This window comes from Paenibacillus cellulositrophicus (genome assembly GCF_009363095.1).
Lineage (GTDB): Bacteria > Bacillota > Bacilli > Paenibacillales > Paenibacillaceae > Paenibacillus_AQ > Paenibacillus_AQ favisporus.
In genome coordinates this window covers 3,218,123-3,243,460 of record NZ_CP045295.1, presented here as the reverse complement: position 1 = coordinate 3,243,460, position 25,338 = coordinate 3,218,123, and the positions used below count along the sequence as shown (strand labels likewise).

19 protein-coding genes are annotated in these 25,338 nt (G+C 53.7%); 17 read left to right on the top strand and 2 right to left on the bottom strand.

Annotated features, from left to right (window positions below; all coding sequences use genetic code 11):
• The gene (locus tag GCU45_RS14580; RefSeq protein ID WP_152399451.1) at nucleotides 1–1,152 is read left to right on the top strand and encodes an ABC transporter permease; all 1,152 of its coding nucleotides are present in this window, start codon (nucleotides 1–3) and stop codon (nucleotides 1,150–1,152) included.
• A 60-nt stretch (nucleotides 1,153–1,212) separates the two neighbouring features.
• On the opposite strand, the gene GCU45_RS14575 is transcribed toward GCU45_RS14580, so the two are convergent.
• The gene (locus tag GCU45_RS14575; protein WP_152399450.1) at nucleotides 1,213–2,958 is read right to left on the bottom strand and encodes an alpha-glycosidase; all 1,746 of its coding nucleotides are present in this window, start codon (nucleotides 2,956–2,958) and stop codon (nucleotides 1,213–1,215) included.
• Between the two features lie 292 nt (nucleotides 2,959–3,250).
• On the opposite strand from GCU45_RS14575, the gene GCU45_RS14570 reads away from it, so the two are divergent.
• Nucleotides 3,251–3,925: a response regulator transcription factor gene (locus tag GCU45_RS14570; RefSeq protein WP_105445760.1), complete on the top strand. Its 675-nt coding sequence runs from the start codon at nucleotides 3,251–3,253 to the stop codon at nucleotides 3,923–3,925.
• Nucleotides 3,922–5,352, top strand: a complete 1,431-nt coding sequence (locus GCU45_RS14565; RefSeq protein ID WP_152399449.1) for a HAMP domain-containing sensor histidine kinase — start codon at nucleotides 3,922–3,924, stop codon at nucleotides 5,350–5,352. The genes GCU45_RS14570 and GCU45_RS14565 overlap by 4 nt, the downstream gene beginning before the upstream one ends.
• Nucleotides 5,353–5,459: 107 nt before the next feature.
• Here GCU45_RS14565 and GCU45_RS14560 read toward each other — a convergent pair whose 3' ends face one another.
• A complete protein-coding gene (locus GCU45_RS14560; RefSeq protein ID WP_208837129.1) occupies nucleotides 5,460–5,909 on the bottom strand; it encodes a GNAT family N-acetyltransferase in 450 nt (149 codons plus the stop codon).
• Nucleotides 5,910–6,057: 148 nt separating this feature from the next.
• Between GCU45_RS14560 and GCU45_RS14555 the strand changes: the two genes are divergently transcribed.
• The 14 genes from GCU45_RS14555 to GCU45_RS14490 all read left to right on the top strand — a co-directional run bounded on the left by GCU45_RS14555 (nucleotide 6,058) and on the right by GCU45_RS14490 (nucleotide 25,338).
• Nucleotides 6,058–6,978 carry an ABC transporter ATP-binding protein gene (locus GCU45_RS14555; RefSeq protein WP_425281294.1) on the top strand — a complete coding sequence of 307 codons (921 nt, stop codon included), beginning with the start codon at nucleotides 6,058–6,060 and terminating at the stop codon, nucleotides 6,976–6,978.
• On the top strand, nucleotides 6,978–7,697 hold the full coding sequence (locus GCU45_RS14550) for an ABC transporter permease (RefSeq protein WP_152403084.1): 720 nt from the start codon (nucleotides 6,978–6,980) through the stop codon (nucleotides 7,695–7,697). Before GCU45_RS14555 ends, GCU45_RS14550 begins: the two co-directional genes overlap by 1 nt.
• Before the next feature lie 2 nt (nucleotides 7,698–7,699).
• Nucleotides 7,700–8,443 carry an ABC transporter permease gene (locus GCU45_RS14545; protein WP_089549184.1) on the top strand — a complete coding sequence of 248 codons (744 nt, stop codon included), beginning with the start codon at nucleotides 7,700–7,702 and terminating at the stop codon, nucleotides 8,441–8,443.
• A 218-nt stretch (nucleotides 8,444–8,661) separates the two neighbouring features.
• Nucleotides 8,662–9,843 carry a GntR family transcriptional regulator gene (locus tag GCU45_RS14540; protein ID WP_244364571.1) on the top strand — a complete coding sequence of 394 codons (1,182 nt, stop codon included), beginning with the start codon at nucleotides 8,662–8,664 and terminating at the stop codon, nucleotides 9,841–9,843.
• A gap of 253 nt (nucleotides 9,844–10,096) precedes the next feature.
• Nucleotides 10,097–11,338 (top strand): glycoside hydrolase family 125 protein, encoded by a 1,242-nt coding sequence (locus GCU45_RS14535; protein ID WP_244364626.1) that lies wholly within the window; start codon nucleotides 10,097–10,099, stop codon nucleotides 11,336–11,338.
• 274 nt (nucleotides 11,339–11,612) lie between these two features.
• On the top strand, nucleotides 11,613–13,322 hold the full coding sequence (locus tag GCU45_RS14530) for a response regulator transcription factor (protein WP_152399445.1): 1,710 nt from the start codon (nucleotides 11,613–11,615) through the stop codon (nucleotides 13,320–13,322).
• A 15-nt stretch (nucleotides 13,323–13,337) separates the two neighbouring features.
• Complete coding sequence (locus GCU45_RS14525; RefSeq protein WP_152399444.1) at nucleotides 13,338–15,143, top strand: cache domain-containing sensor histidine kinase; 1,806 nt, start codon at nucleotides 13,338–13,340, stop codon at nucleotides 15,141–15,143.
• A gap of 63 nt (nucleotides 15,144–15,206) precedes the next feature.
• Nucleotides 15,207–16,619 carry an ABC transporter substrate-binding protein gene (locus GCU45_RS14520; protein WP_167527143.1) on the top strand — a complete coding sequence of 471 codons (1,413 nt, stop codon included), beginning with the start codon at nucleotides 15,207–15,209 and terminating at the stop codon, nucleotides 16,617–16,619.
• 276 nt (nucleotides 16,620–16,895) lie between these two features.
• Nucleotides 16,896–18,314, top strand: coding sequence for an ABC transporter substrate-binding protein (locus tag GCU45_RS14515; RefSeq protein ID WP_152399442.1), 1,419 nt, complete (start codon nucleotides 16,896–16,898; stop codon nucleotides 18,312–18,314).
• 164 nt (nucleotides 18,315–18,478) lie between these two features.
• Complete coding sequence (locus GCU45_RS14510; protein WP_152399441.1) at nucleotides 18,479–21,409, top strand: extracellular solute-binding protein; 2,931 nt, start codon at nucleotides 18,479–18,481, stop codon at nucleotides 21,407–21,409.
• A 21-nt stretch (nucleotides 21,410–21,430) separates the two neighbouring features.
• Complete coding sequence (locus GCU45_RS14505; RefSeq protein WP_076172753.1) at nucleotides 21,431–22,381, top strand: carbohydrate ABC transporter permease; 951 nt, start codon at nucleotides 21,431–21,433, stop codon at nucleotides 22,379–22,381.
• A gap of 21 nt (nucleotides 22,382–22,402) precedes the next feature.
• Nucleotides 22,403–23,260 (top strand): carbohydrate ABC transporter permease, encoded by an 858-nt coding sequence (locus tag GCU45_RS14500; protein WP_152403080.1) that lies wholly within the window; start codon nucleotides 22,403–22,405, stop codon nucleotides 23,258–23,260.
• Nucleotides 23,261–23,269: 9 nt separating this feature from the next.
• Nucleotides 23,270–24,694: an NHL repeat-containing protein gene (locus GCU45_RS14495; RefSeq protein ID WP_145161469.1), complete on the top strand. Its 1,425-nt coding sequence runs from the start codon at nucleotides 23,270–23,272 to the stop codon at nucleotides 24,692–24,694.
• Complete coding sequence (locus tag GCU45_RS14490; protein ID WP_167527142.1) at nucleotides 24,691–25,338, top strand: Yip1 family protein; 648 nt, start codon at nucleotides 24,691–24,693, stop codon at nucleotides 25,336–25,338. The genes GCU45_RS14495 and GCU45_RS14490 overlap by 4 nt, the downstream gene beginning before the upstream one ends.

The following is a 25,338-nucleotide window of genomic DNA, read 5'->3' as shown; positions in this document are numbered from 1 at the left end:
ATGTGGAAGGATATCTGGTTTTTGGTGATCCGGACACTCCGGGCCACATTTCGCAAACGCAGCACGATGATTCTGTACTTCGGGCTGCCGATCGCCGGCATCTTGGCTTCCCTGCTGCTCTATGGATCGCAGGGAGCAACGGAGCTTCGGGTAGGCGTAGTCAACGGGGATGACGGGCAAACCATCGCAGCCGATACGGTTCAGTTTGTTCAAGGTCTGGACCATGTCAAGGTCGTGAACGTGACGCAGCAGGAGCTGCAGGATCAGCTTGCCGCAAGCGATCTCGACAGCGGGCTGATCATCGAGTCCGGCTACTCGGAGAGCGTTCGGAGCGGCAGCCCGGACCATATCGCGATTCAGTCGGTGAAGGGCGCCCAGGTAACGGCGTATATGAAATCTATGCTGTACGGATATATCGACAACGTGGCGGCCATGGGCAGAATTTCGGCCGGGAACGACGCGAAGTTCCAGCAGCTGTATGACCGCTACCGTTCGGCGGACTTCAAGGTCACCTCCGAGTCTGTCAATGACACGTCGACCACGAAGGAGATGTCCTACCAGTCCATCGGCTTTCTGCTGATGTTTATGATGACCTCGGCAGTGAGCTTGTCGGAGCTCATTCTGAAAAACCGGGAGAACCGAACGTACTTCCGGGTGCTGTCTTCGCCGATTAACGCCAGGACGTACGTCATGGCCAACATCTTGATGAATCTGATCGTCATGCTGGCGCAGATCGTGATCGTCCTGTTCTTCATGCGCGTCGTGTTCCGGATCGATCCGGGCATGCCGGTGGCGCAGATGTTCGGCATCCTGCTGCTGTTCTCCTTGGTATCGGTGAGCATCTCCCTGGTGATTGTGGCCTTCTCGAAGAGCACCGCCATGGCCGGCGCACTTTCGAACCTGATCGTTACGCCGACCTGCCTGCTCTCCGGCTGCTTCTTCCCGATCAGCATCATGCCGGATGCAATCCGCCGGGTGTCCGACTTCCTGCCCCAGAACTGGGTGCTGCAGTCGATCGAGAAGCTGCAGTCCGGCGAAGGCTTCGCCGGCGTATGGTTTAACCTGTCGATCCTGTTTGCCTTCGCGGTGGTATTTTTCCTCATCGCGACCTACAAGTTCGGCAGAAATAACGATACGCGTAACTTTGTGTAAAACTAAGCATATGGAGAAAAATAAGGGCCCCCAGGTACGAAACCTGGGGGCCCTTGCTTCTTATTTGTCCGCTTTAAGCATGGCGCAGCCGTATGCCGGCAGCTTTACTTCAAGCTTGCCCTGGCGGGCAGACGCGGTTTGGCCTGTGCGAATATCCGTCCAGCTTGATTCCTCCACGTCGACCGTGAGGGTGTCCTCTTGGGCCGAATTGTTCATGAGAATGACGATCTTGTCGTTCTCGTCCTCGCGGGAGTAAGCCAGCTGCGTGCTTCCTTCCTCCGCGGACAGGAACGTCAGTCTTCCGGTGCGGAGCGCGCCGTACTGATGGCGCAGAGCGATCAGGTCCTTATAGAACGCCAGCAGGTCCTGGTCCTGCTTGGCGGAATCCCACTGCATGCACTGGCGGCATTCCGGGTCCTGACCGCCGCTGAGGCCGACCTCATCCCCGTAGAAAATGCACGGGGTTCCGGGGAACGTGAACTGGAACTGGGCGGCCAGCTTCATTTTATCTTTGTTCCCTTTGCATTTGGTCAGCAGGCGCGGCGTATCATGGCTGTCCAGCAGGTTGAACGCCACTTCGTTCGCCTGGCGCGGATAGCGGGAGAGCTGCTTGCCGATCGCATTGGCGAATCCTTCGGCGTCCGTAATTCCATCGACGAAGAAGTCGAGCGCCGCGTTGGTGAACGGATAGTTCATGACGGCGTCGAACTGGTCTCCCTGCAGCCAAGGTGAGGACTCGTGCCAGATTTCGCCGAGAATATAGGCGTCCGGTTTAGCCTGTTTTACGACCTGGCGGAACTCGCGCCAGAACTGATGGTCGACCTCGTTAGCCACGTCCAGGCGCCAGCCGTCGATGTCGGCTTCCTTGATCCAGTACTCCGCGACCTTCAGGAGGTATTCCTTCACTTCAGGGTTTTCGGTATTCAATTTCGGCATGAGCGGTTCAAAAGCAAACGTGTCGTAGCTCGGTACGCCGTCTTCCACGCCGATTGGGAACTTGCGGATGTGGAACCAGTCTTTATAGCGCGACTGCTCTCCTTTTTCCCGAAGGTCCAGGAAAGGGGCGAACGTCCGGCCGGAGTGGTTGAACACCGCATCCAGCAGCACGCGGATGCCCCGCTCGTGGCAGGCGGCCACGGCCTTCTTCAGCAGCTCCATATCCCCGAATTGGGGGTCGATCGTTAAGTAATCCTCGGTATCGTATTTATGGTTGGTCGTCGCCTTGAAAATCGGCGTAAAATAAATCGCATTGATGCCCAGCTCGCTTAAATGATCCAGGTGGTCAAGCACCCCCTGCAGATCCCCGCCGAAGAAGTTGTCCCGCTCAGGCTCGCCGCCCCAGGGCAGCGTTCCTTTCGGATCCAGCGACGGATCGCCGTTTGCGAAGCGCTCAGGGAAAATTTGATAAAAGACCGCGTCCTTCACCCATGCCGGCACAGTGAAAATATCGACCGGATTGATGAAAGGATACTCGAACAAACGGTCCGGCGTCTTTGGCGGCTCCGGAAGGAAATCGTATTCGGTCATCCAGTACTTTTCCTTGCCGTCCTCGAGCAGAAATCCGTATTTCAGCCGGCGGTAGGGAGGCGTCACTTCGCATTCCCAGTAATCAAACAGTTCGTCGGAAACCAGCTTGATCATCGGGATATACTCCATCGACTCATCCCAAATGTACTTGTCGCCGGCCATGGCCGATACCGAGGTCACGTCGTCTCGTTTGGTGCGGATTCTCAGGTGGATGGTATGTCCGTCATAGGCATAACACCAGTTAAGTTTGGGGCGGTGGTACACAGCTTCCAGCAGCATCTCATTTTCCTCCTCACGCAAAAAAGGCACAACCAGGGTCCACATACTTCAGCCCGAGGTTGTACCTTCATTTAGGGTAACATAGCCTTTAAATTAGAATGCTGAGAACATCGGTTAAGGAAACGTCCGTGCTCAGGTAGCTAAAATATAGCATGATTCCTTCTGGGCTTCAACCTGCAAAATTGTGCGGCCGATCAGTGAACGCTCCTCCTCTTCCAGCGAAATAAGGTATAATCACATTGAAATTACCTTGGATGCTTATGCCTGAAACAGACAGAAAGGAACGATATCATTGAACGTATCATTGTTATATATCGAAGACGACGCCGAGATCGGCGAATGGGTCTGCCGGGACCTGGCTGAACGCGGATATCAGGTGGAATGGCAGCGCAGCGGCGAAAGGGCCGCGGAGCTTGCGGCCAACTGCAAGCTGGTTATTCTCGATGTCATGCTGCCGGGCCTGGACGGATTTACGGTGGGACAAAGGCTGAAGAAGGCGTACCCGGAGCTGCCGATTCTGATGCTGTCCGCGCGGACGTCCATCGACGACAAGCTGGAAGGGCTGCAGTTTGCCGACGATTACCTCACGAAGCCTTTTCACCCCGACGAGCTGGCGGCCCGCATCGAAGTGCTGCTCCGCCGGTCGGGATCGGTCGCGTCCGATGTGCTGGAACTGAAGCACTTGTCGGTATACGAGCGGGAGAACCGGATCGTGAACCGCGAGACCGGGGAAGAGATCATCCTGACCGGCAAGCAGTATCAAATTTTCAAGTTTATGCTCCGGCATTTGGGCCAGATCCTGACCAAAGAGCAGATCTATGAGGGCGTGTGGGGCGAGCCTTATTTCGACGGAGACAAAACGCTGATGGTGCACATCCGTTATCTCCGCGAGAAGCTGGAACGTGACCCGGCCTCGCCCGAAATCATTGAAACGATCCGCGGTGTCGGCTACCGCATCAAGGCATGAAGACGGGCAGAAGCGGAAAGTTCCGCGGTTCGCTGCTGTCGAGATACCTTTTAATTATGGTCATCGCGCTGCTTTTTATTCCGGTGGTGTTTCCTGCGGCGCTGATCGGATATCAGCTCGTCAACTTGAATATCGTCGATCCGCTGTTTCCCTCGGAGCCGGAGCAGGAGAATCCATACGCAGGCTTGCGTCTTGAGAGAACGTGGCATCAGGAAGCCCAGCAGCTGAAGGACAAAACCCCGGCGCAGATCGATGCCAGGCTAAAAAAGCTTAGCCAGGAGTACGACAAGGCTGCCGTGTTCTGGGTTGACGGGCAGGGCAACTTCAGGGAGCCGGGGGGCAGCAAGCTGGATCTTCCGAAGAAGTGGAGCGCGTCGGATGCGATGGCCTATATGAAGAAGTACCGGGAATCCTACGGGAAGTTTACGGTGGTGGCTTTTATCGGGGATGCAGAGTCTCTGGGCAAGGGGTTTATGGTCATCGAGGTGCCGAAGGAAGTGCAGAGCACCCGCAGCGACTCGGTGTCAGACCGGACGTTTTACTTCGTATATGTACTTATTCTACTGATGTTTTTGGCCTTTGTCGCCGTCTCATGGATGTTCTTCGTGAACATGAGAAGGCGGCTGCTGAGCCTGCAGCATGCCATGACGGTGCAGGGTCAGAACGGACTGCCGGAGCCGATCCAGGTCAAAAGGGAGGATGAAATCGGACAGCTGGAAAACGCATTTAACGGGATGGTGGCCAAGCTGGGTCGAAGTTTAAAGCGCGAACGGGAAGAGGAGGAGCTGCGCAAGCGGCTGATCGCCAACCTGTCGCATGACCTGCGTACACCGCTGACCGTCATCCGTGGCCATGTCCATACGCTGCAAAAAGAGCCCCTGTCCGATCGGGGACAGGAGCTGCTGAAGCTGACCGAAGCCAAGCTCGGTGATTTGGGCGGGCTGATCGATAACCTGCTGTCGTATAATCTCCTGACGAGCGGCAGATACACCCTGCAGCCGGTGCAGGCGGACGTGCTCCGGATCGTGAGGGAAAGCGCGGCCGCCTGGTATCCGCTGTGGGAAAAGGAAGGCTTTGAAGTGGATGTCTCGCTGCAGGAAGAGCCGCTGTGGTGGCTTGTCGATATCCAGTGGTTCCGGCGGATTCTGGACAATCTGTTCCAGAACGTGCTTAGGCACGCTCATTCCGGATTGTATATCGGCATCGCTACGGAGGCGGCCGGGGGCAGGACGGCCATTGTCATTTCCGATCGCGGCCAGGGCATGCAGTCGTCTTCCGGCGGCAAGGGCGCCGGGATCGGCCTCGCGATCGTCGGCTTCCTGACGCGGGAAATGGGGCTGTCCATGATGATCGAGAGCGATTCACAGGGGACAAGGGTCCTGCTGTACCCCGCGGGCTCGGAAAAACCGGGGCTGATGATCAAGTGAAGCCTTGGTTTTGACCATAGAAAACTACACCCCTTGTTAGCCGAAGCCTAACAAGGGGTGTAGTTTAATCAGAGCGGTTTTCTGTATACTTTCACGTGATGAATATTTCAGCTGTTAAAGGATTTGATGAAGTTTTTCTGATCCTTGGTGAACACGTATCCACGGCGTTCGTAGAATCGGTGGGCCTGGACGCGGCTCGGATGCGACAGCAGCTTGACTCCGGAAAACCCGTGGCTTCTCCCCCACTGCTCCAGATGGCTGATCAGCATACTGCCGACCCCTTGATTCCGGTGCGATTTTTTTACGACAAACCCCAGAACGTTGATCAGCGAGTCGGAAAAGAGCAGCTCATAAGGACTGCCGTGAATGTATCCGACGACTTCTTCATTGTGCTCGCATACAAAAATGACATCCTTCGTCTGAGCCGTGATGGCTTCAATCCTCTTCTTCACCCGGTCTTCGGTAAACAACCGCAGATCCGGGTTGAAATCCTGGTTCAATACGTAAATATCGCGGTAATCCGCTGCTTCAATCTGCCTAACCGTGCAATCCGTCAATGTTACGCCTCCAATCGTCAAGAGATGACAAGTTTCTCTCATTTATGGTAGAGGCTGGCGCGGATTTTGGCAATGGAGTTTTAAACGAAATTTAAACTTGGAGCAGCCTGTCTTTTAACCTTGGCCCGGTAAGATGGGTATCGAGGTGATGATCGTGAGTGAACTCGTGATACAGACGAGAAATTTGAACAAAAAATACCGCGGCCGCTATGCCGTACGCAATTTGGATTTGGAAATCGCCAAGGGGGAAATTTACGGCTTTCTCGGACCGAACGGGGCCGGGAAGACGACGACGATCCGGATGCTGCTCGGCCTGATTCGCCCGACCGTGGGCTCGATCCAGATTTTCGGCAAGGATTTGAGGAAGGATAAAATGAACATTCTGCGCAAGGTCGGTTCGCTGGTCGAATATCCTTCGAACTACGGCCATCTGACGGCCGTGCAAAATCTGGAGGCGATCCGCCGCATCCTCGATGTGCCGAAGGCGCGCATCCACGAAGTGCTGGACATCGTGTCCCTCACGAAGGACGCGAAGCGCCCCGTCAAAGGGTATTCGCTCGGGATGAAGCAGCGGCTGGGCATTGCCGCCGCTCTGCTTGGAAGTCCGGAGCTGCTGATTCTGGACGAGCCGACCAACGGGCTGGATCCGGCCGGGATCCACGAAATACGCGAGCTGATCCGCAGCATGCCGAAGCAGCACGGGATTACCGTGCTCGTCTCGAGCCACCTTCTTTCCGAGGTCGAGCAAATGGCCGGGACCGTCGGTATTATCCGCGAAGGGGAAATGGTGTTCCAGGATACGATCGGCAACCTGAAGCAGCAAGCCTCAGGCGGATTCCGCCTGGTCGTATCGGAGCCGCAGGAGGCGCTGGTTCACCTGATCGGCCAAGGCTATACCGGCCGGATGGAAGACGGGGCGATCAAGCTGGACCAGCTGAGCGATCCGGAAGTGGCGCTGCTCGTCAAGCGCCTCGTAGACAACAACCATGCGATTTACCGGGTGGAAGAGAAGCGCCGGTCGCTGGAGGATATCTTCATGCAGGTGATCGAGCAGGGGGGATTCTCATGATGGTGGCGCGCGCGCTGTCGGCCGATTTTCTGAAAATGCGCCGCAAAGGGATCTGGCTCCTCGTTATTCTGGGCTCGGTTGGACTGCTGGCGATGCAGGGGCTGAATTTCGGCCTCCGGTACGACTACCTGCTGCAGCGCTATCAAGATGATCCGTGGGCCGGATTGATCGGGGAGATCTTCTCGTTCGTGCCGATCGCCCTGTTCCTGGGCACGACGCTGATCGCTTCGCAAATTGCCAACGTCGAGCATGGCAGCAACTCCTGGAAGCAGCTGCTGGCATTACCGATTTCGCGGGGCTCGGTGTTTACGGCCAAATATCTGCTGGGGATCATTGCCCTGGCGGCATCCTGCCTGATTTTGTCCTGCGGAACCGTCGTCCTGGGACTGGCCCTCAAATTCAGTCCGGACCATATTCCGTATTTGACGATTCTGAAGCTCAGCTTTGTGCCTTTCCTGGCGTCGCTGCCGCTGTTTGCCCTGGAGCTGTGGCTGTCCCTGACGTTTAAAAATCAGGCGCTGCCGATCACGCTCGGCATTACCGCCGCCATCGCTTCGCTGTTCGCGGGGAATTACCCGGAATGGTTCCCGCTGGCCTGGCCCCTGCTGTCGTTCTATGGAAAGGCGTCTCCGGCCCTGCCGGTAGGTGGAGGCATCATTTTGGCATTTATCATTTATTTGGCTGGCATGGGGCAATTCCGCGGAAAGGATGTGGACTAGAGATGCTGAGTTACTTTCGGGTGTTATCCGCCGAACGGCTGAAGATGTCCCGCTCTCTGATCGTGCTGCTTATCCTGGTCAGTCCGCTCGTCTCCGTCCTGGTCGGGCTGCTGTCGGACGTCGACAGCCGGCAGCAGCCATGGCTGGTGCTGCTCGGCGCCTTGAGCATGCTGCATGCGCTGCTGTTCATGCCGATCATGTCGGGAATCTTCGCCGCCTTCATCTGCCGCTACGAGCATCAGGGGGGCGGGTGGAAGCAGCTGCTGGTGCTGCCGGTGACCCGGTCCGGAGTGTTCCTGGCAAAGTATACGGTCATTATCGCTCTGCTGCTGATCATGCAGGTGCTTTTTCTCGGTGCACTGCTGCTGGTCGGCGCCGTGAAGGGCCTGCCCGGTCCGATTCCGTGGACGGAGATCGGCCGCAGCCTGCTGGGCGGCTGGGTCGCCTGCCTGCCGCTCGCGGCGCTGCAGCTGGCCGCCTCGCTTATGTGGAGCAGCTTCGCGGCTCCGCTGGCGCTGAACGTGATGTTCACCATCCCGAATATGCTGGTGGTGAACTCGGCCACCTATGGTCCTTACTATCCCTGGGCGCAGCCGTTTCTGGCAACCCTGCCGGCAGGCACGATGGAGGGAGGCGGATTCGGGGCGCTGAACCTGCCGTTTGAAAGTCTGATGATTACAGTCGTCGGCAGCTTTGTAGTCTTTTTCCTGATCGGGTGGATCTACTTCCGGATGAAGGAAGTATAGAAGGTTTGGACTGCTGAAAATAAGGGTAAAGCAACATAAGGGCGTCCCCGCTGGGGGCGCTCTTTTTTTGTGCTGGTGCAGGGTGAAGATGCCGTTCAACGGGGCTTCCAGTCCGGCGGCTATTCACAAAGCGAATATAACATGATATATTATTTAGAGATTGTAGAATGGTTCAGCGGAGCTGAACTTGTGGACCCAGAGACAGAGGAGGTTGCAACGTGTCGCATGAATCGTCGTCGAAGCCGATGTACGAACAAATCTTTGAAGAACTGCGCGATCAGATCGTAGCCGGAAAATATATGCCGGGGGAGCGGATCCCATCGGAAAAGGAGCTGGGCGAAGCCTACAGCGTCAGCCGGATCACCAGCAAGAAGGCGCTGGAGATGCTCACGCAGGAGGGATACATTGTCCGCCAGCCGGGGAGGGGCTCCTTTGTGGCCGAGGATTATGAGAGCGGAGGAGGAGCACCGCCGTCCCGTGCGGGGGCAGCGTCCAAGCGGCGCCGGGAGAGCGGCAAGCTGCTGATCGGACTGGTCATGACCGACTTTGGGGACAGCTATGGAACGGACCTTGTCTTCGGCATGGAGGAAGCATCCCGCGAGCATGACAGCTATTTGATTCTCCGCAGGTCGCTGGGAGAGACCGCCAGAGAGCAGGAAGCGATTCAGGGCCTTCTGGAGATCGGGGTGGACGGGCTCATTATTTTCCCGGCGCAGGGTGAATATTTCAATGCCGAAATTTTGAAGCTGGTCATCAGCGAGTATCCGTTTGTGCTGCTGGACCGGCATCTGAAAGGCGTCTCCGCCAGCTCCATCAGCACGGACAACGTATCGGCGTCCAAGCAGCTGATCCATTACCTGTTCGGACTTGGGCATACCCATATCGGCCTTATGACCACCCCGCCCCGGGATACGACCGCCATCGAGGAGCGGATCGAAGGGTTTATCCAGGCCCATGCGGAAAGCGGCATTGCCGCCGACCGGAGCCTGTGGATGGAGAACATTACGGCGACGCTGCCGGCTGCCTTTGTACCGGAGAACAAGAAGAAGGAGAAGGAACATATCAAGCGCCATCTCGCGGCCCATCCGGAGATTACCGCTCTGTTCGCTATGGAATACAACATCGCCAGACTTGCTTATGAGGCGGCGCTGGAGTCGGGGATCCGTGTGCCTGAAGACCTGTCGATTGTATGCTTTGACAGTCCGGATGACGCTGCCGGATCCTTGTTCACCCATATGCGGCAGAAGCAGAATGAGATGGGGAGGCTCGCCTTTGAAAACGTGCTTAAATTGCGAAACGGCGAGAGCGTTCCCGGTAAAATCCTGCTGGATGCCGAGCTCGTCGAAGGCTTGTCGGCGGGACTTGTCCGGAACGGCGGGCTTGCCATGAAACACGAATAGAGCTGGAACCAAAGCGGCAGGCCTCAGCGGGAATGCCGTTTTTCTTTTAAATAATATAATATTTAACGATAAAATGTTATAAAAAGTATATTGACATGTTAACTTACCAACAAATATAATTTTTGTGTATTCATACGGTAGCATAGCTGATATATTCATTAACTTTCGATGCTTATGATGCCATAACCAAGGAGGAGAGCGCATGAAATCACTGGGTACGGAGCCTGTTACTTTGGAACGGTTGGCCGGGAGAATGTCCGAACAGCTGGCCGGAGAGACACGTTTGCTGGACATTTTCCAAAATGCGATACGGAATACTTGGGGGACGACGCTGAAACGGATGGAGGACGGAACGACTTTCGTCATCACCGGCGATATTCCGGCGATGTGGCTGCGCGACTCGGCCGCGCAGGTGCGGCCGTTTCTGGTGCTGGCGAAGGAGGATCCGGAAGCTGCGGACATGATCGAAGGCTTGGTGCGGCGGCAGCTGGATTCGATTTTGCTGGACCCTTATGCAAACGCCTTCAATGAGGAAGCCAACGGGCGCGGCCACCAGGCGGACGAGACAGAGATGACCCCCTGGATATGGGAACGCAAATACGAAATCGATTCGCTCTGCTATCCGCTTCAGCTCAGCTATCTGCTCTGGAAGAACACGGGCAGAACCTCGCAATTCCAAGGCAGCTTCCGTCAAGCTGCGGAGGCCATATTGGATTTGTGGACGGTGGAGCAGCGCCATGAAGAGCTGTCGCCTTACCGTTTCCAGCGGAAGGACTGCGTGCCGAGCGATACGCTGGTGCGGGATGGCCAAGGCGCAGAGACGGCCTATACGGGCATGACCTGGTCCGGATTCCGGCCGAGCGACGATGCGTGCGAATACGGCTATCTGGTTCCTTCCAATATGTTCGCCGTCGTGGTGCTCGGCTATTTGCAGGAAATCGCCGGAGAGGTGCTGCAGGATGAAGAACTGCAGGGCAGGGCCGCCAAGCTTGCCCAGGAGATCGAGCAGGGCATCCGGGAGCACGGCATCGTACAGCATCCGGAATTCGGCCCGATCTACGCCTACGAAACCGATGGATATGGCCATCACAATCTGATGGACGACGCCAACGTGCCGAGCCTGCTGTCGATTCCGTATCTCGGTTACCGGGATGCGTCAGATGAGGTGTACCAGAATACACGGCGGTTTATTTTGAGCCGGAACAATCCCTATTATTTTGAAGGAACTGCGGCCGAGGGGATCGGCAGCCCGCATACACCGCAGGGCTACATTTGGCATATCGCCCTGGCGATGCAAGGGCTGACTGCGGACAGCCCCGAGGAGAAGCTGCGCCTGCTCCAGGTGATGAGCCGAACGGATGCGGGAACCGGGCTGATGCACGAAAGCTTTAAAGCCGACGATCCGGCGGAGTATACGAGACCTTGGTTCTCGTGGGCAAACATGATGTTCTGCGAACTGCTGATGGATTACTGCGGCATCCGCGTGATGCGCTAAGAGAGATAATCCCAGATATCTAATAAAGTGCGGAGTTGGACGAAGGCTTTCCTGCACCTCGATATTACTTTCCTCCTACTTCCGTAGGGGGAATTTTTGTTTCTTCGCCTTGGCGGCGGCCAAGAGCTTGTTGCATATGTGAGGAGACAGAGCGAAGTAAAAATATTACACTTAATCCAAAGATAAAAACATTATATTACTTTTGCTGCTTCTGTAATATTGGTGTAACACAGCCTGGTTTGTGTTGGGCTGATCGAAAAGGAGGGCATACACAGTGATAAAACTCATGGTAGTCGATGACGAGCACTGGATTCGGGAAGGCTTGAAAAGGACCATTGATTGGAGCTCACACGGAATCCAATTTATCGGTGACGCCGAGGATGGTTGCAAGGCGTTGGAATTAATCGAAGCCCATGTTCCGGAAATTATCATTTCGGATATCAAGATGCCCACGATGGACGGTATGGATTTAATGGAAGAAATCAAAAAGCGCGGAATCGATACAAAGGTTATTTTTATTAGCGGCTTCAGCGACTTTGCGTATGCACAGAAGGCGGTCAAGCTAGGAGCGTTTGACTATATTCTCAAACCGGTCGAAGAACCGATTTTGCTTGAAATTATTGAACGCTGCATCAATGAAATTAAACAGAAGCAGGAGCTGAACTCTCGCCTGCAAGAATTGTCGGGCCGCATCCGGGAAAGCTTGCCGCTCGCCAGACAGAAGCACCTGGAGATGTGTTTAACCCGATCTTTGACAGAGCGAGAGATGCAATCCACATGGGAAGCCCTTCATATCAACCTCGATCCGAAACGGCTGATCGTTATGGCGATGGTCGTCCACGAGTGGGGAGACCGGGAGATGGACGAAAGCGGATGCTCGCTCATGAGGTACGCGCTCGGGAATTTGGTGGAAGAAATCCTGTCTCAAAAGGGGATCCGGTGCTTGGCTTGTCCTTTACAAGGGAATGATTTTGCGGACATTGCGCTGATTGCTTCGCTAAGTGAGCCCGATACCTCTTTCGGCGTCGAGGACTTGTACCGCTATATGGATGGCGTTATTGAAGATGCGCTTCAAGTGTTAGGCGTTCGAATCAGCATAGGGATCAGCGGCTTAAGAGAGCGGACGCAGCTTGCATCCTCTTTTAGGGAAGCGCTTACCATAAGTATGAACTATTTGGTTCACGGACCCGGGCAGGTCCACACTGCCCCGATGGACGGCGGTTCAGCAGGTCATGGATCCAAGCCCCGCCCGGCTGAGCAGCTGGACTACCGCATGGCTGCATGCATGGGGCAATTGGCGGCGGACGTTCTGCTCACGGATCACAAAGCGGACTCCCTTGACTCGGCATTGTCGAATCGGATTCTGCATGCCATGAAGCTGAGGGATGCGGGCAGATTGTCCGAACTGCTCGATGTACAAACCGGTATGCTTCAAGAGCTCATCAAGCAGACGCCGGCCATTGCCGTGCGGTATGAAATGAATATGCACATCAGCATCCTTTTGTCCAAGTGGCAGGAGCTGCTCCAGGCGAAGAATCATTCCAAGGCTTCCACAATGACGCATCAACGCAAGCTTCAGCTCTACAGGTGTTCCATTGGCGATTGGAAGGCCATGATCATGGACACCTTCCTCATAAAGGATACTCATGCACCCTCAATTGCGCATAAGCGAACGATAGAAACGGCGCTGCGTTATATCCATGATAACTACCACCTTGGCATCAGCCTTCATAACGTAGCCGAAAAGATTTACATGAATCCCTCTTACTTCAGCAGAGTGTTTCACGAAGAGGTTGGCGAAACGCTCAGTCGCTATCTCATTCGAATCCGAATCACGAAGGCGAAAGAATTGCTTGAACAGACCCCTCTAAAGGTATATGAAGTCGCAGACCGGGTCGGATATCGGGATTTTCGGCATTTCGTCAAAACCTTTAAGGAATGGGAAGGCATGACGCCCGCTCAATACCGTAATTACGGGGCATAAGAAGAGAGGGACCTCATGAGACTGCAGTTCATCGATAGAATCAAGTTCAATTCGGTCGGAATGAAGGTGTTCGGATTCTATGTAGCCAGCATGATCGTCATTATTACCGTTATGGGATATCTATCCTATGATAAATCCGCTCAGATGATGGAGAACAAAATCGGAGGCATGGCGCTTCAGAACGTTCAGCAGATGAGCAAGCGGGTCGATATCCTTCTGGAGGGATACGAGGACCGTTCCCTTCTTGTCGTCGGCAATAAGGATATTCAGAAGCAGCTCATGGGAGATTTTATGGACGAGAAGGAAAGGATTCAGACGAATAACGCGAATACCGCCTTTCTATCGAACCTGGTAAACTCCAGGAATGATATGAATAATATCTATCTGCTCAGCGAGAGGGGCTACTCCTACCGCTATTCACCCAAAGAATCCTTTCCGGTCTACAATTCTTACCCCAATGAATATTTCACGGAGGCCTGGTATCAACAAATCCGTCAGGCGGACGGCAGGCTCGTCTATTTCGGCATCATGCCCTCATTAATAAAAGGTCCGAGCTCCGAGCCTGTTTTTACCTTTGGCCGTGCCCAGAAAAATATGAAAGGCCGCGGAGAAATTATCGGCGTCGTGCTGTACGAAGTCGATCCGGCGGAGGTCCGGGAAATTTTGGCGGAAATCGATTATGACGGGTCGGGAATCAACGTCATGATGGACGATACCGGCCAGATCAAAGGGGATAAGGGTGGAATTCTATTGTCCAGCAAACTGGACATTCCGTTTAAGGAAGAGCGTCAAGGAACGCTAAGCTACTCTATAGACGGGCAAGAGATGCTGGTCGTCTACAGTCAATTGGAGACGAACCATTGGAGGCTCGTCGGCATGCTGCGCAGCCATGATTTGATGAAGGAAGCGATGGATATTCGCTGGTATATGCTGTCGCTGGGCATTGTTTTTTCGTGCATCGGTATCCTGCTCGCGATCATTATCGCTTCTACCGTTCACCGGCCGCTTCAGAAGATGACGCATGCGATGCGCCGAGCCAGGGACGGCGATTTCAACATCCGGATTGTCGATAAACGAGAGGACGAATTCGGCTATTTGTTCACCCATTTTAACCAGATGGTGGCCCATATCAAGGAATTAATCAACGAACTGTATGTGCAGAAGCTGCTGGAACGGGATCTTCAGCTGAAAATGCTGGGATCTCAAATTAACGCTCATTTTCTGTACAATACGCTCGATTCCGTCCACTGGATTGCCCGCATACATAAAGTTGACGACATTAGCACGATGATCTTCGGACTGTCGAAGTATTTGCGGATCAGTCTGAGCGAGGGAAGGGATGAAGTGCCGGTCAGCCAGGTCGTCCATTTGATCGAGAGCTATATCATGATCCAGAAAGTCCGGTATAAGGACAAGTTTACGCTCTATGTGCAAGCGGATGAATCGCTGATGGATTATAGAGTGCTCAAATTTATTTTTCAGCCGATCGTAGAGAATGCAATTTATCACGGACTGGAGCGAAAATCAGGCAAGGGCAGGCTGGATATCGCCTTTACCCGGGAAGGCAGCTGCCTGAAATTCGTCGTTACGGACGATGGTGCCGGAATTGCGCCGGATAAGCTGGCTGAATTGCAGCACATTCTGGGCGGAGAACAGCCTGCGGAGGAAAGCAGCTTTGCGCTGAGAAATATTAATTCACAAATCAAAATCGCATATGGCGCCCAGTACGGGATCGAGATGGAGAGCAGCTTGGGGGAAGGAACGAAAGTAACCATGACGATCCCTCTCACGAAGCGAAGCCCTGCTCAGCAAGTCAGTTGAAACGAGTTTCATATGACAGCGTGCGTAGATGATTACAAGAGAAAGTTAAAAGTGGAGGTAACGATGAAAGTGTTCTTGACTCGTCGAAAGATGCCTGTTCTTTTCATACTTGTACTCCTGGCCACCGTAATCATGGTATGGAACGCTTATGTCAGCAAGGGAGCGACATTCAACGTTAATTCGGAATTATTAGGCAAAAATGCTGCGAGCAGCTCGATTAATCATAACGGCCCTGTAACGATAAGCTTCTGGTATTCATGGGTCGGAGGATTTCAGGACGAATTCTACGATACGGTCGTGAAGCCGTTCGAAGAGGCAAACCCGGATATCAAGGTTGAAATGACCTTCATCGAGAACTCGGATAATTCGCAGGGTTCGGATAAGCTGCTGACTGCGATTGCTGGAGGGAAGGCGCCGGATGTCGCGATGATCGACCGGTTTATTGTAGGCGAATGGGCGGCGATGGGCTCCATTGAAGACATTTCGGCTTATGCGAATCGTGAAGATATGGCGAGTATTTATTACAAAAGCGTGTGGGCGGAATCCCAATACGACGGCAAAACGTACGCCCTCCCTTGGAATATGGACAGCCGCGCCATGTATTATAACAAAACGATGATGAAGCAGGCGGGTTTTGACCCTGACCATCCCCCGAGAACCATTGGCGGCCTGGATGCCATGGCAGAGAGGATGTTCAAAACGAACGGGGACGGCGCATATGAGCAAGTCGGATTCGTCCCATGGATGGGTCAGGGCTTCTTGTATACGCATGGATGGAACTTTGGCGGCGAATGGGAGCGAAGCGGGAAGCTGACGCCGAACGATCCGCGGAACGTTAAAGCGCTGGAGTGGGTGCAGGGCTACGCCGAGAAGTACGATGTAAAGAAACTTTTGAAATTTTCGGAGATGATGAGACAAACCGGAAGAAACTCCTTTTTGTCCGGCAAAGTTGGATTTGTCTATGAAGGCAACTGGCTTCTTGATGAGATGGAAGATTTGGATTTCGAGTGGGGTGTGGCGCCGATGCCTACAATCGATGGCAACCGGCCGGTCACATGGTCAGGGGGGTGGTCGTTCGTCATGCCCAAAGGGGCGAAAAATAAAGAGGAAGCTTGGAGGTTTATGAAGTACGTAGCGGGCAAGGAAGGCACGCTCCTGTGGGCCAGCCGCGAGGGCGGCAAGAATGATCTGATGTGCATTCCGGAAGTGAATGCCAAGCTCGGCTTGGATCAGAAGGAACCGATGAAGGTGTTTACAGAGCTGCTTGGGAATGCCTACATCAGGCCCGTCACACCTGTGGGCGGATATATGTGGGATGAGATGCTCCGCGTGCAAACGCTGGCGATGAATCTGCAGGGAGAACCGGGAGAGCTCTTGAATGAAATGAAGAAGAACGTCGATGCTGAATTGGCTAAGGTCATGGGGTACGGAAACAGCAAAATGGAGCATCCCCAAGGCCGCGATGAGCAGCCGTAAGAGTGTCTGTCATGTATGACAGGCACTCTTTTTTTCTTGCCTCGAATGGAAACGCGAAGCCGATGGCTCCCCTTCAAGATAGTAAAGATAGTACACGAAATACAAAAGCAGTCTCATTATCCCCTCCCATAAAAGCGTTTACACTAAAAAGGAACTAACTTCATTAGTACCATTTAAAACCTATATAAGATGAACTAAAGAATAGGATGTAGGCCGTATTTGCCCCCATTCCTAGTTCAATATTTCAACTTATATATGCAAAAAGGAGGCATGTAAGTGAGGAAAAAGAAGGGCGCCACTCATTTGAGAAGAGCGATGCTCAAGTATCTGGTTACCGCATTATCGGTATGTTTCGTATTAACAGGCTGCGGGGGCTCGGGCGGGTCCAGCGGAGAGAATGGAGCCAAGGATACAAAGGGAACGGACAGTACGAATCAACAGACCGATTCCGCCAAGAAAAATACCGATACGGGTAAAGGCAGCGGTGAAAAGGTAACGCTTGAGCTCTGGGGTTGGGGAGGCAAATTCCAGACGGACTACACGAAAATTGTCATCAGCGAATTTGAGAAAGAGCACCCGAATATCAAGGTGAAATACATCATCGATCAAGGGGGCACGGATAAGCTGACGACGCTGATTGCCGGCGGCACGCCTCCGGACGTAGCGGTTCTCGACCGCTTCATGGTAGGGCAATGGGCGGCGAAGGGATCGCTGGAAAGCCTGCAGCCGTTCGTCGATGCCGGAGACGAAGTGCGTGCCGACGATTATTATCCGGGCGTCTGGGCGGAAGCGAATTACAAGGACCAGCTCTATGCGATGCCGTTCACCACAGATAACCGGGCGCTTTATTATAATAAAACGCTTATGAAGGAAGCGGGTCTCGACCCCGAGAAGCCGCCGGTTACGATTGCGGAATTGGACGCGATGGCGGAGAAAATGTTCAAGAAAACAAGCAACGGCAGCGGCTATGAGCAGGTCGGCTTTATTCCCTGGGCAAATCAAACCTACTTATATACGCAAAGCTGGAACTTCGGCGGAGAATGGACCAATGGCGAGGAATTGACGCCAAACCACCCGCAAATTGTGAAAGCGCTTGAATGGATGGTCAGCTACGCCAAAAAATACGATATGTCCAAAATCAACAAGTTCAACGATGTCATGGGCAAAACCGGCATCAATTCGTTCTGGACCGGCAAAGTCGGATTCGTCGTGGACGGCAACTGGGTGCTGAACGATTTGACCAGCAATGCGAAGGTGAAGCCTACCTTCGAGTGGGGCGTCGCCCCGATGCCTTCCGCGGAAGGCTATCCTCAAACGACATGGGCAGGCGGCCATTCCTGGGTCATGCCGAAGGGAGCCAAGCATCCGCAGGAAGCGTGGGAGCTCCTCAAGTTTATCGGCGGCTATAAGGGCACGCTTCTCTGGGCCAAGCGGGCGGATGCGGGCAACGATATAACGACGATGCCGAAGGTCAACGAAGAGATTAAAATCACCGAGAATCCGAAGCTGAAGGTGTTCGTCGATTTGATGCCTGTAGCGCATTACCGCCCTGTTACGCCTGTTGGCCAGAAGCTGTGGGATGAAACCTTCCGCGTTCAGGATTTGGCCTTGAACGGAAAGGGCGAGCCGAAGAAGCTGCTGGACGAAGTCAAGAAGAACGTCGATAACGAGCTCAAAAAACTGGAATCGAAATAATCAAGGTGGACCGGTTTCATAAGGAGGGGGCGGCTGAATCGCCTGTCCCCTTTCTTCATCAGAAGGAAGAGAACCGCTTAAGGGACATCCTGATGAATTGAACGACAAAGAGGTGACGGTGCTTGAAATGGCGTTGGAATGATGCACTAAAGTGGAAGAGAGTCATGCTTATATCGATCACTTTTCTTGTCTTTTCGCTGACCTTCGGTGAGAGCTTTCATTCTTATGCCAACAACGAACGTTTACGGGACCGGAATCAGAATCAAGGCGTTCCGCTGACGAATGACCAATTAGCCATGAACAGTATTTTGGAGCCGACTTATGCGACTACGCTGGCTGGATATAAGAAAGAGGGCTATCCGCCTGCTGATCAGCCGGACATCGTGGTAAAAGCCGATCAGCATTCGGCGTTTGGAGGCACGAAGCCGGTCTTGGAAACGGTAGACGGCCTTTCCGCTCTTGTGTGGGACAGCAAGACAACGTGGATCGAATGGTCGGTAGATATCCCGCAGGACGGTCTTTACAACCTGGCCCTAAGTTATTATCCGATGCCGGGAAAAAGAATGCCGATTCAGCGGGAGCTGCTTATTGACGGAGAAAGCCCGTTTCGCGAGGCGCAGCGCATCTATTTCTACCGCAGTTGGGTCGACCGGGGCGATCCGGCCCAAAACAACCAGGGAGACGACGTCAGACCCAAGCAAATCGAGAAGCCGCAGTGGATGGACCTTCCGGTTTCGGACGGGAACGGTCTGTACCCGGAACCCTTCCAATTTTATATGACCGCAGGCAAGCATGTCATCCGGATGAATTATTTGCTCGAACCGATGGCCATCGACGAGATCCGGATTACGTCACCGGAGCAGCTACCCAGCTATGCCGAAGTGAAGCAGGCCTACACCGCGCAAGGTTATGAGCCTGCCCAGCAGATCAATGTGAAAGTGCAGGCGGAGAACAATCCGACGAAATCCGATCCGACGATCCGCAGAGAATCGAATGGCGATCCGTTAATGGAGCCGGCAGGCGATGGGCGAATCCGGCTGAACGCATTTGGCGACTGGCGCTGGAGGAAGGGCGGTCAGAAGGCATCGTGGGCGTTCTCGGTTCCGCAGGACGGGTTGTATAAGATTGGGCTGAAATTTGGACAATGGTGGGGCGATGGGCTGCCGTCCTATCGTCAAATTCTTATAGATGGAAAAGTTCCGTTCAAGGAAATGGAGCTCTACCCTTTTACCTACTCGCGCAACTGGCGGATCGAAACGCTGCATAAGGACAATGAACAAACAGGCAAAGACGAACCCCTGCTCGTGTACTTAACGAAAGGCGAGCATACGCTGACGATGACCGCCCAGGTCGGGCCGTATCAACCGATCATGGAAGCTTTGACGGCCGATACCCAGAAGCTCTCTGATCTATACAGACGCATTATTATGATCACGGGACCGACGCCGGATCCGAACTTCGAATACGAGCTGAACAAGAAGGTGCCGAAGCTGATTGAGGACTTGAAGGTCATCGCGGACGATCTGCTCGTTCAGATGGATGCGCTCAAGGCTCTGTCGGATGTAGAGCCGAGCACGGTGAACAGTCTGCGGATGATGAACCACACGTTCGAGAAAATGATCCGTAACCCCGATTCGATTCCAAGACAATTATCAGAGCTCAGCAACAGCCAAACGAACCTCAGCACGCTGCTGATGGATCTCCAGAATGTGCCGCTTGTTCTGGATTACATCCTGATCAGCGCCCCGGATACGAAATATCCGAAGGTAAAATCCAACGTTCTGCAAAAATCGGTCAGCACGTTCAAAAACTTCATGGCTTCCTTTACGAAGGACTATACGGGCGTAGGCAGCGTCTACGACAACGAAACGGGGGAGGAAGAAGGTCCGGTTATCGAGGTTTGGGTATCCCGTGGCAAAGAGTGGGCGGAAATTATGAAGGAAATGGCGGAGGAAGACTTCACGCCCAAAACCGGCATACGCATCAACATCAATACGCTCCCGGCCGGCCAATTGAACTCGGGTTCCGTCAACACGCTGCTGCTCGCGGCAAGCTCCGGCAGAGCTCCGGATGTCGCAACAGGCGTCGATGCGCATCTGCCCGTCGAATTTGCGATCCGGGACGCTTCCGTCGATTTAACGCAGTTTCCTGATTACGAACAAGTCAGTAAACGGTTCCTTGCAGGATCGCTCATTCCTTTCAAATACAACGGGGGGAACTATGCGCTGCCGGAAACGCAGGATTTCAACTTGTTGGTCTTCCGGAAGGATATCTTGAACGAGCTGGGCGTCAGCATCCCGAAGACATGGGATGAGGTCTATGCTCTGCTTCCGATTCTGCAGCAGAACGGGATGCAGATGTACTACCCGATCACGCAGCTCGGCTTCATGCCGTTTCTCTACCAGAATGGCGGCGACTATTACAAGGAGAATGGAGCAAAGTCGGCGCTGGATTCACCGGAAGCCTTCCAGGCCTTCACGGAATGGACGGAGTTGTATACCAATTACAAGTTCCCGGTCATGGCCAACTTCTTCAACAGGTTCCGTACCGGGGAAATGCCGATCGGGATCGCGGATTATCTCACGTATGTACAGCTCTCTACCGCAGCGCCGGAGCTGATCGGACGCTGGGGCGTTGCTCCGTCTCCGGGCCATCAGAAGGCCGATGGATCGATTGACCGCACGACCGGTGGAGCGGTACAGTCCGTTGCGATCTTCAAGCAATCGGAGCATCAGCAGGAATCCTGGGAGTTTCTGAAATGGTGGACGAGTACAGAGGTTCAGCTGCAGTTCGGCCAAGAGCTGGAGGCGCTGCTCGGCGTGGAGGCCCGCTGGAATACGGCGAATGTAGACGCTTTATCGCAGCTGCCATGGCCGGAGGACGACCTCAAGGCACTGAAGGACCAATGGAAGTACTACAAAGAGCAGCCGTACGTGCTCGGCGGCTACTTCACGGGGCGGAACATCGATAACGCCTGGAACCGCGTCGTTCTTGGCGGCATGAATATCAGGGAGTCGCTGGAGAAGGGCATCAAGGATATTAACAAAGAGCTTAACGCCAAGCAGAAGGAATTCGGGTTCACGCCGAAAGACTAAGGCGGCGGAAGGAGGAGCAGTATGCAAAGCAGCGTGGAGGTTAAAGGGCCGCTCCAGCTGGCACCGCAGAAGGCACGTCGATTCAAATTGACTCACGCGAGAAAGAGGGCTGCGCTCGGTTATTTGTTTCTCAGCCCGTTCCTGATTCTCTTCATCGTGTTTACCGTCATTCCCGTCGTGCAGTCGGTCTATCTCAGCTTCACCTATTACAACATGCTCCAACCGGCGAGGTGGGTAGGCTTATCCAACTACAGCGTCTTGTTTCTGGAAGACGACATCTTTCTCACATCGCTAAAAAATACGTTTATCTTCGCTGTGATCGCCGGGCCGTTAAGCTATTGCTTATCCTTCTTGCTCGCTTGGGTGATCAATACGCTGAAGGCCAAAATGATCTTCTCGTTGGCCTTTTACGTCCCTTCGATTACGAGCGGAATCGCTTTATCGATCGTCTGGCTGTACATATTCTCCGGAGACCGCTACGGGTTATTGAACAATGCGCTGCTTAACTGGGGCATGATCAGCGAACCGATTCTCTGGAATACGGATCCGAATACGATCATGCCGGTCATCATCATCGTTTCTTTGTGGATGAGCATGGGTACGGGATTCCTGGTGTTCCTGGCGGGGCTGCAGAATGTATCGCCAGAGCTGTATGAAGCAGGCGCCATTGACGGGATTTCCAGCCGGTTTCAGGAATTGTGGTTCATTACGCTGCCGCTGATGAAGCCGCAGCTGCTGTTCGGCGCAGTCAACGCCATCGTCGGCGCTTTCGGGGTGTTCGACATTGCCGTGGCCATCTCCGGGATGCCGAGCCCGAACTATGCGGGCCATACGATTATTGCGCATCTGTTCGACTATGCCTTTATCCGGTTCGAGCTGGGATACGCATCGGCAATCGCCGTCTTCCTGTTTGTAGTCACGTTCGGCTTAGGCCGCATCGTGATGCGGTTGCTATCGTCCAAAGATCAATAAGGGGGGTTAAAGGACGTGACGATGAGCTTTACGAAATTTATCACCCGTTTCAACAGGGGGTTGTTATACGCGTTTATGATCGCATTGGTCGGATTTACGTCCTTGCCGATCGTATATATGATTTCCACGGCTTTCAAACCGCTCGACGAGCTGTTCCTTTACCCGCCGAGATTTTTCGTGCAGAAGCCGACCCTGCGCAGCTTCTTTGATCTGCTGACCGCGACGGACAGCTCTGTCGTTCCTTTCTCGCGGTACATCTTTAACAGCTTGTTCGTCTCCGTTGCGGTCGTGCTCTCCAGCTTGGTTGTGTGCTGCCTGGGAGCGTACGTGTTATCCAAGTTCAAACCGCCGGGTGCGGGCTTCATCTTCTCTGTTATCTTGTCGGCCCTGATGTTTTCGCCGCAGGTGACCCAGATTCCGACCTATATGATCGTATCGAGCTTAGGCTTGGTCAATACGTATTGGGCGTTAATTCTGCCGAAGATCGCTGTGGCCTTCAACATCTTCCTCATGAAACAGTTCTTCGACCAAATTCCCGATGCCCTGATTGAGGCGGCGCATATCGACGGCGCATCGGATTGGAAAATCTTCTGGAGGGTGATTATGGCGGTGAGTAAGCCGGCCTGGGCAACGTTGATTATTTTCTCCTTCATCGGGAACTGGAACGATTTCTTTTCGGCGCTCGTGTTTACGACAAGCGAATCGATGAAGACGCTGCCCCTGGCGATTCAGACGCTGGCTGGAGGGCCGGGCGTCGTCGCACGGACAGGTGCGCTGGCTGCCGGCACGTTCCTGATGACGCTTCCTCCGATTCTCATCTTCCTGCTGTTCCAGAAGCTGATTATGAATACGATGGTTCATTCCGGGATCAAATCATAGGGGGCGGATATGGTGTACAAACGAATAACGGCGAGTATACTCGGCGGTCTGCTGTTTCTGATCTGCAGCTTGCCTGCCCATGCGCTCCCGCAAATGTCCTATACGCTCGATCCGATGTATGGCCATCGGATGCCGATCCCCCTGACCTATACGGTAGACACGATCATTATGGATGTTGGCCAGCCCGGCTTGAATAAACCGAACGACTTGTTTATCGACGAGAAGGGGCTCTTATACGTAGCCGACACGGATAACAACCGGATTGTGAAATTGGACGGTCAAGGGAAAGTGCTGGGCATCTTCGGGAAAGAACAAGGCGTCGAGCTCAGCAGTCCGAGCGGTATCTATGTCGATAGCCTCGGTCATATGTTCGTAGCCGACACGGGCAGCGGCAGGATCATTCATCTGTCTCCGAAAGGTGAATTGATCGAAGAATTCGTCAAGCCGGAATCTTCCTTGCTGAGCGAGGATTTGGATTTTTCCCCGGATAAAGTCATCATGGACCGGCGCGGTTATCTTTATGCGCTCAATAAAAATGACTACAGCGGCTTCATGATGATCGACGCGATGAACCAGTTCCGCGGCTACATCGGCGCCAACCGCGTTCCGTTCGACTGGAAGAAGCTGCTCATCCGTTTACTGGCAACGCCGGAGCAGCGGGAGCAGCTGAACAATGCGGTTCCTCCGCAAAATTCAAATATCACGATCGACGGTAAAGGATTTATCTATACGCCGACGGTTCTGATCGAAGCGGACCAGCTCAAGAAGTTCAATGCCATGGGTGAAAACATCTACAAGAAGGCATTTTTCGGCGAAGCCTCGATCGAAAGCGGGGCGCTGGAAAACCCTTATTTCATCGATATGGCTGTCGATCAGTACGGGGTTGTGAACGCGCTCGACGCAATGTCGCGGAAGATCTATCAATACGATCAGGAAGGCAATCTGCTTGCCGTATTCGGGGGACAAGGCGATGAGAAGGGGCGCTTCGAATACCCGACGAGTATCGTCGTCGATAAGGCGGGCAAAATCTACGTGCTGGACCGGGACCGCAATAACATTCAAATTTTTCAGCCGACACGCTTCGCGGAATTGGTCCACCAAGCGAGCCAGCTGCACTTCAACGGGCGTTACCAGGAAGCGATGGTGCCCTGGAAGGAAGTGCTGAAGATCGACGAGAACTATCCGCTCGCCCACCGCGGCGTGGCCAAAGCGCTGATGAAGGAAGAGAGATGGAAGGAAGCGATGCGGGAATTTAAGCTGGGCAATGACCAGGAAGGGTATTCACTGGCCTTCGCCGAGTATCGGCATGGCTTGTTGCGCGAATATTTGGGCTGGATCATTATGGCCGTCGTTCTCATCGTGGTCGCCATCTACTTTATCGTCAAATTCATGATCCGCGTCACGAATACCGTCATAAGGAGGTATGGCTATTGATCAGAACGGCGGATTTCAAACAGTCGGGTCTCCGGTCACTACGGCTGGGCATAGCAATACTGTTTCATCCCGTGGACGGATTCGAGGAGCTGCAGAAAAACAAGCATCTGATCTCGGCATTCGTCTTAATCCTGCTGACCATCAGCGTCAGAATTATCTCGATCTATATGACCAGCTTTCATATGACGTCGCTTCAGCCGAAGGATGCCAATTTGAATTTGGAAATCATCCGCTTCGTCGTGCCGCTGATCTCGGGCGTGATTGCCTGCTATTTAATTACGGCGATTATGGACGGCGAGGCCTACTTCAGCCAGGTGCTGACCGCGATGTCCTATGCCTTGATTCCCTATATCGTATTTACCATCCCGCTGGCTGCCGTCTCCTTGGTGATGTCAAGGGGTGAAATGGGGCTGTACAACAGCATCAATTCGATCATATGGCTGTGGGTGGCCCTGCTCATCTTCATTCAACTGAAGGTGCTGAATGACTATACCTTTAAGAAGGCGGTCGGCGTCCTCCTTTTATCCATCTTTGCCTTTATTATTTTCTGGGGAACGGTAGGGCTTGTCTTTGCCTTGACGAACCACGTTCTTCAATTTGTGCGTGAAGTGGCCGTAGAAGTCAGATACTTACTGGAAAATTGA

What these genes read in the sequence shown, in the direction of transcription:
- GCU45_RS14580 (WP_152399451.1), top strand. Translation starts at nt 1, where the DNA reads ATGTGGAAGGATATCTGGTTTTTGGTGATCCGGACACTCCGGGCCACA.
- GCU45_RS14575 (WP_152399450.1), bottom strand. Translation starts at nt 2,958, where the DNA reads ATGCTGCTGGAAGCTGTGTACCACCGCCCCAAACTTAACTGGTGTTAT.
- GCU45_RS14565 (WP_152399449.1), top strand. Translation starts at nt 3,922, where the DNA reads ATGAAGACGGGCAGAAGCGGAAAGTTCCGCGGTTCGCTGCTGTCGAGA.
- GCU45_RS14555 (WP_425281294.1), top strand. Translation starts at nt 6,058, where the DNA reads ATGATCGTGAGTGAACTCGTGATACAGACGAGAAATTTGAACAAAAAA.
- GCU45_RS14550 (WP_152403084.1), top strand. Translation starts at nt 6,978, where the DNA reads ATGGTGGCGCGCGCGCTGTCGGCCGATTTTCTGAAAATGCGCCGCAAA.
- GCU45_RS14545 (WP_089549184.1), top strand. Translation starts at nt 7,700, where the DNA reads ATGCTGAGTTACTTTCGGGTGTTATCCGCCGAACGGCTGAAGATGTCC.
- GCU45_RS14535 (WP_244364626.1), top strand. Translation starts at nt 10,097, where the DNA reads ATGTCCGAACAGCTGGCCGGAGAGACACGTTTGCTGGACATTTTCCAA.
- GCU45_RS14525 (WP_152399444.1), top strand. Translation starts at nt 13,338, where the DNA reads ATGAGACTGCAGTTCATCGATAGAATCAAGTTCAATTCGGTCGGAATG.
- GCU45_RS14520 (WP_167527143.1), top strand. Translation starts at nt 15,207, where the DNA reads ATGAAAGTGTTCTTGACTCGTCGAAAGATGCCTGTTCTTTTCATACTT.
- GCU45_RS14510 (WP_152399441.1), top strand. Translation starts at nt 18,479, where the DNA reads ATGCTTATATCGATCACTTTTCTTGTCTTTTCGCTGACCTTCGGTGAG.
- GCU45_RS14505 (WP_076172753.1), top strand. Translation starts at nt 21,431, where the DNA reads ATGCAAAGCAGCGTGGAGGTTAAAGGGCCGCTCCAGCTGGCACCGCAG.
- GCU45_RS14500 (WP_152403080.1), top strand. Translation starts at nt 22,403, where the DNA reads ATGAGCTTTACGAAATTTATCACCCGTTTCAACAGGGGGTTGTTATAC.
- GCU45_RS14495 (WP_145161469.1), top strand. Translation starts at nt 23,270, where the DNA reads ATGGTGTACAAACGAATAACGGCGAGTATACTCGGCGGTCTGCTGTTT.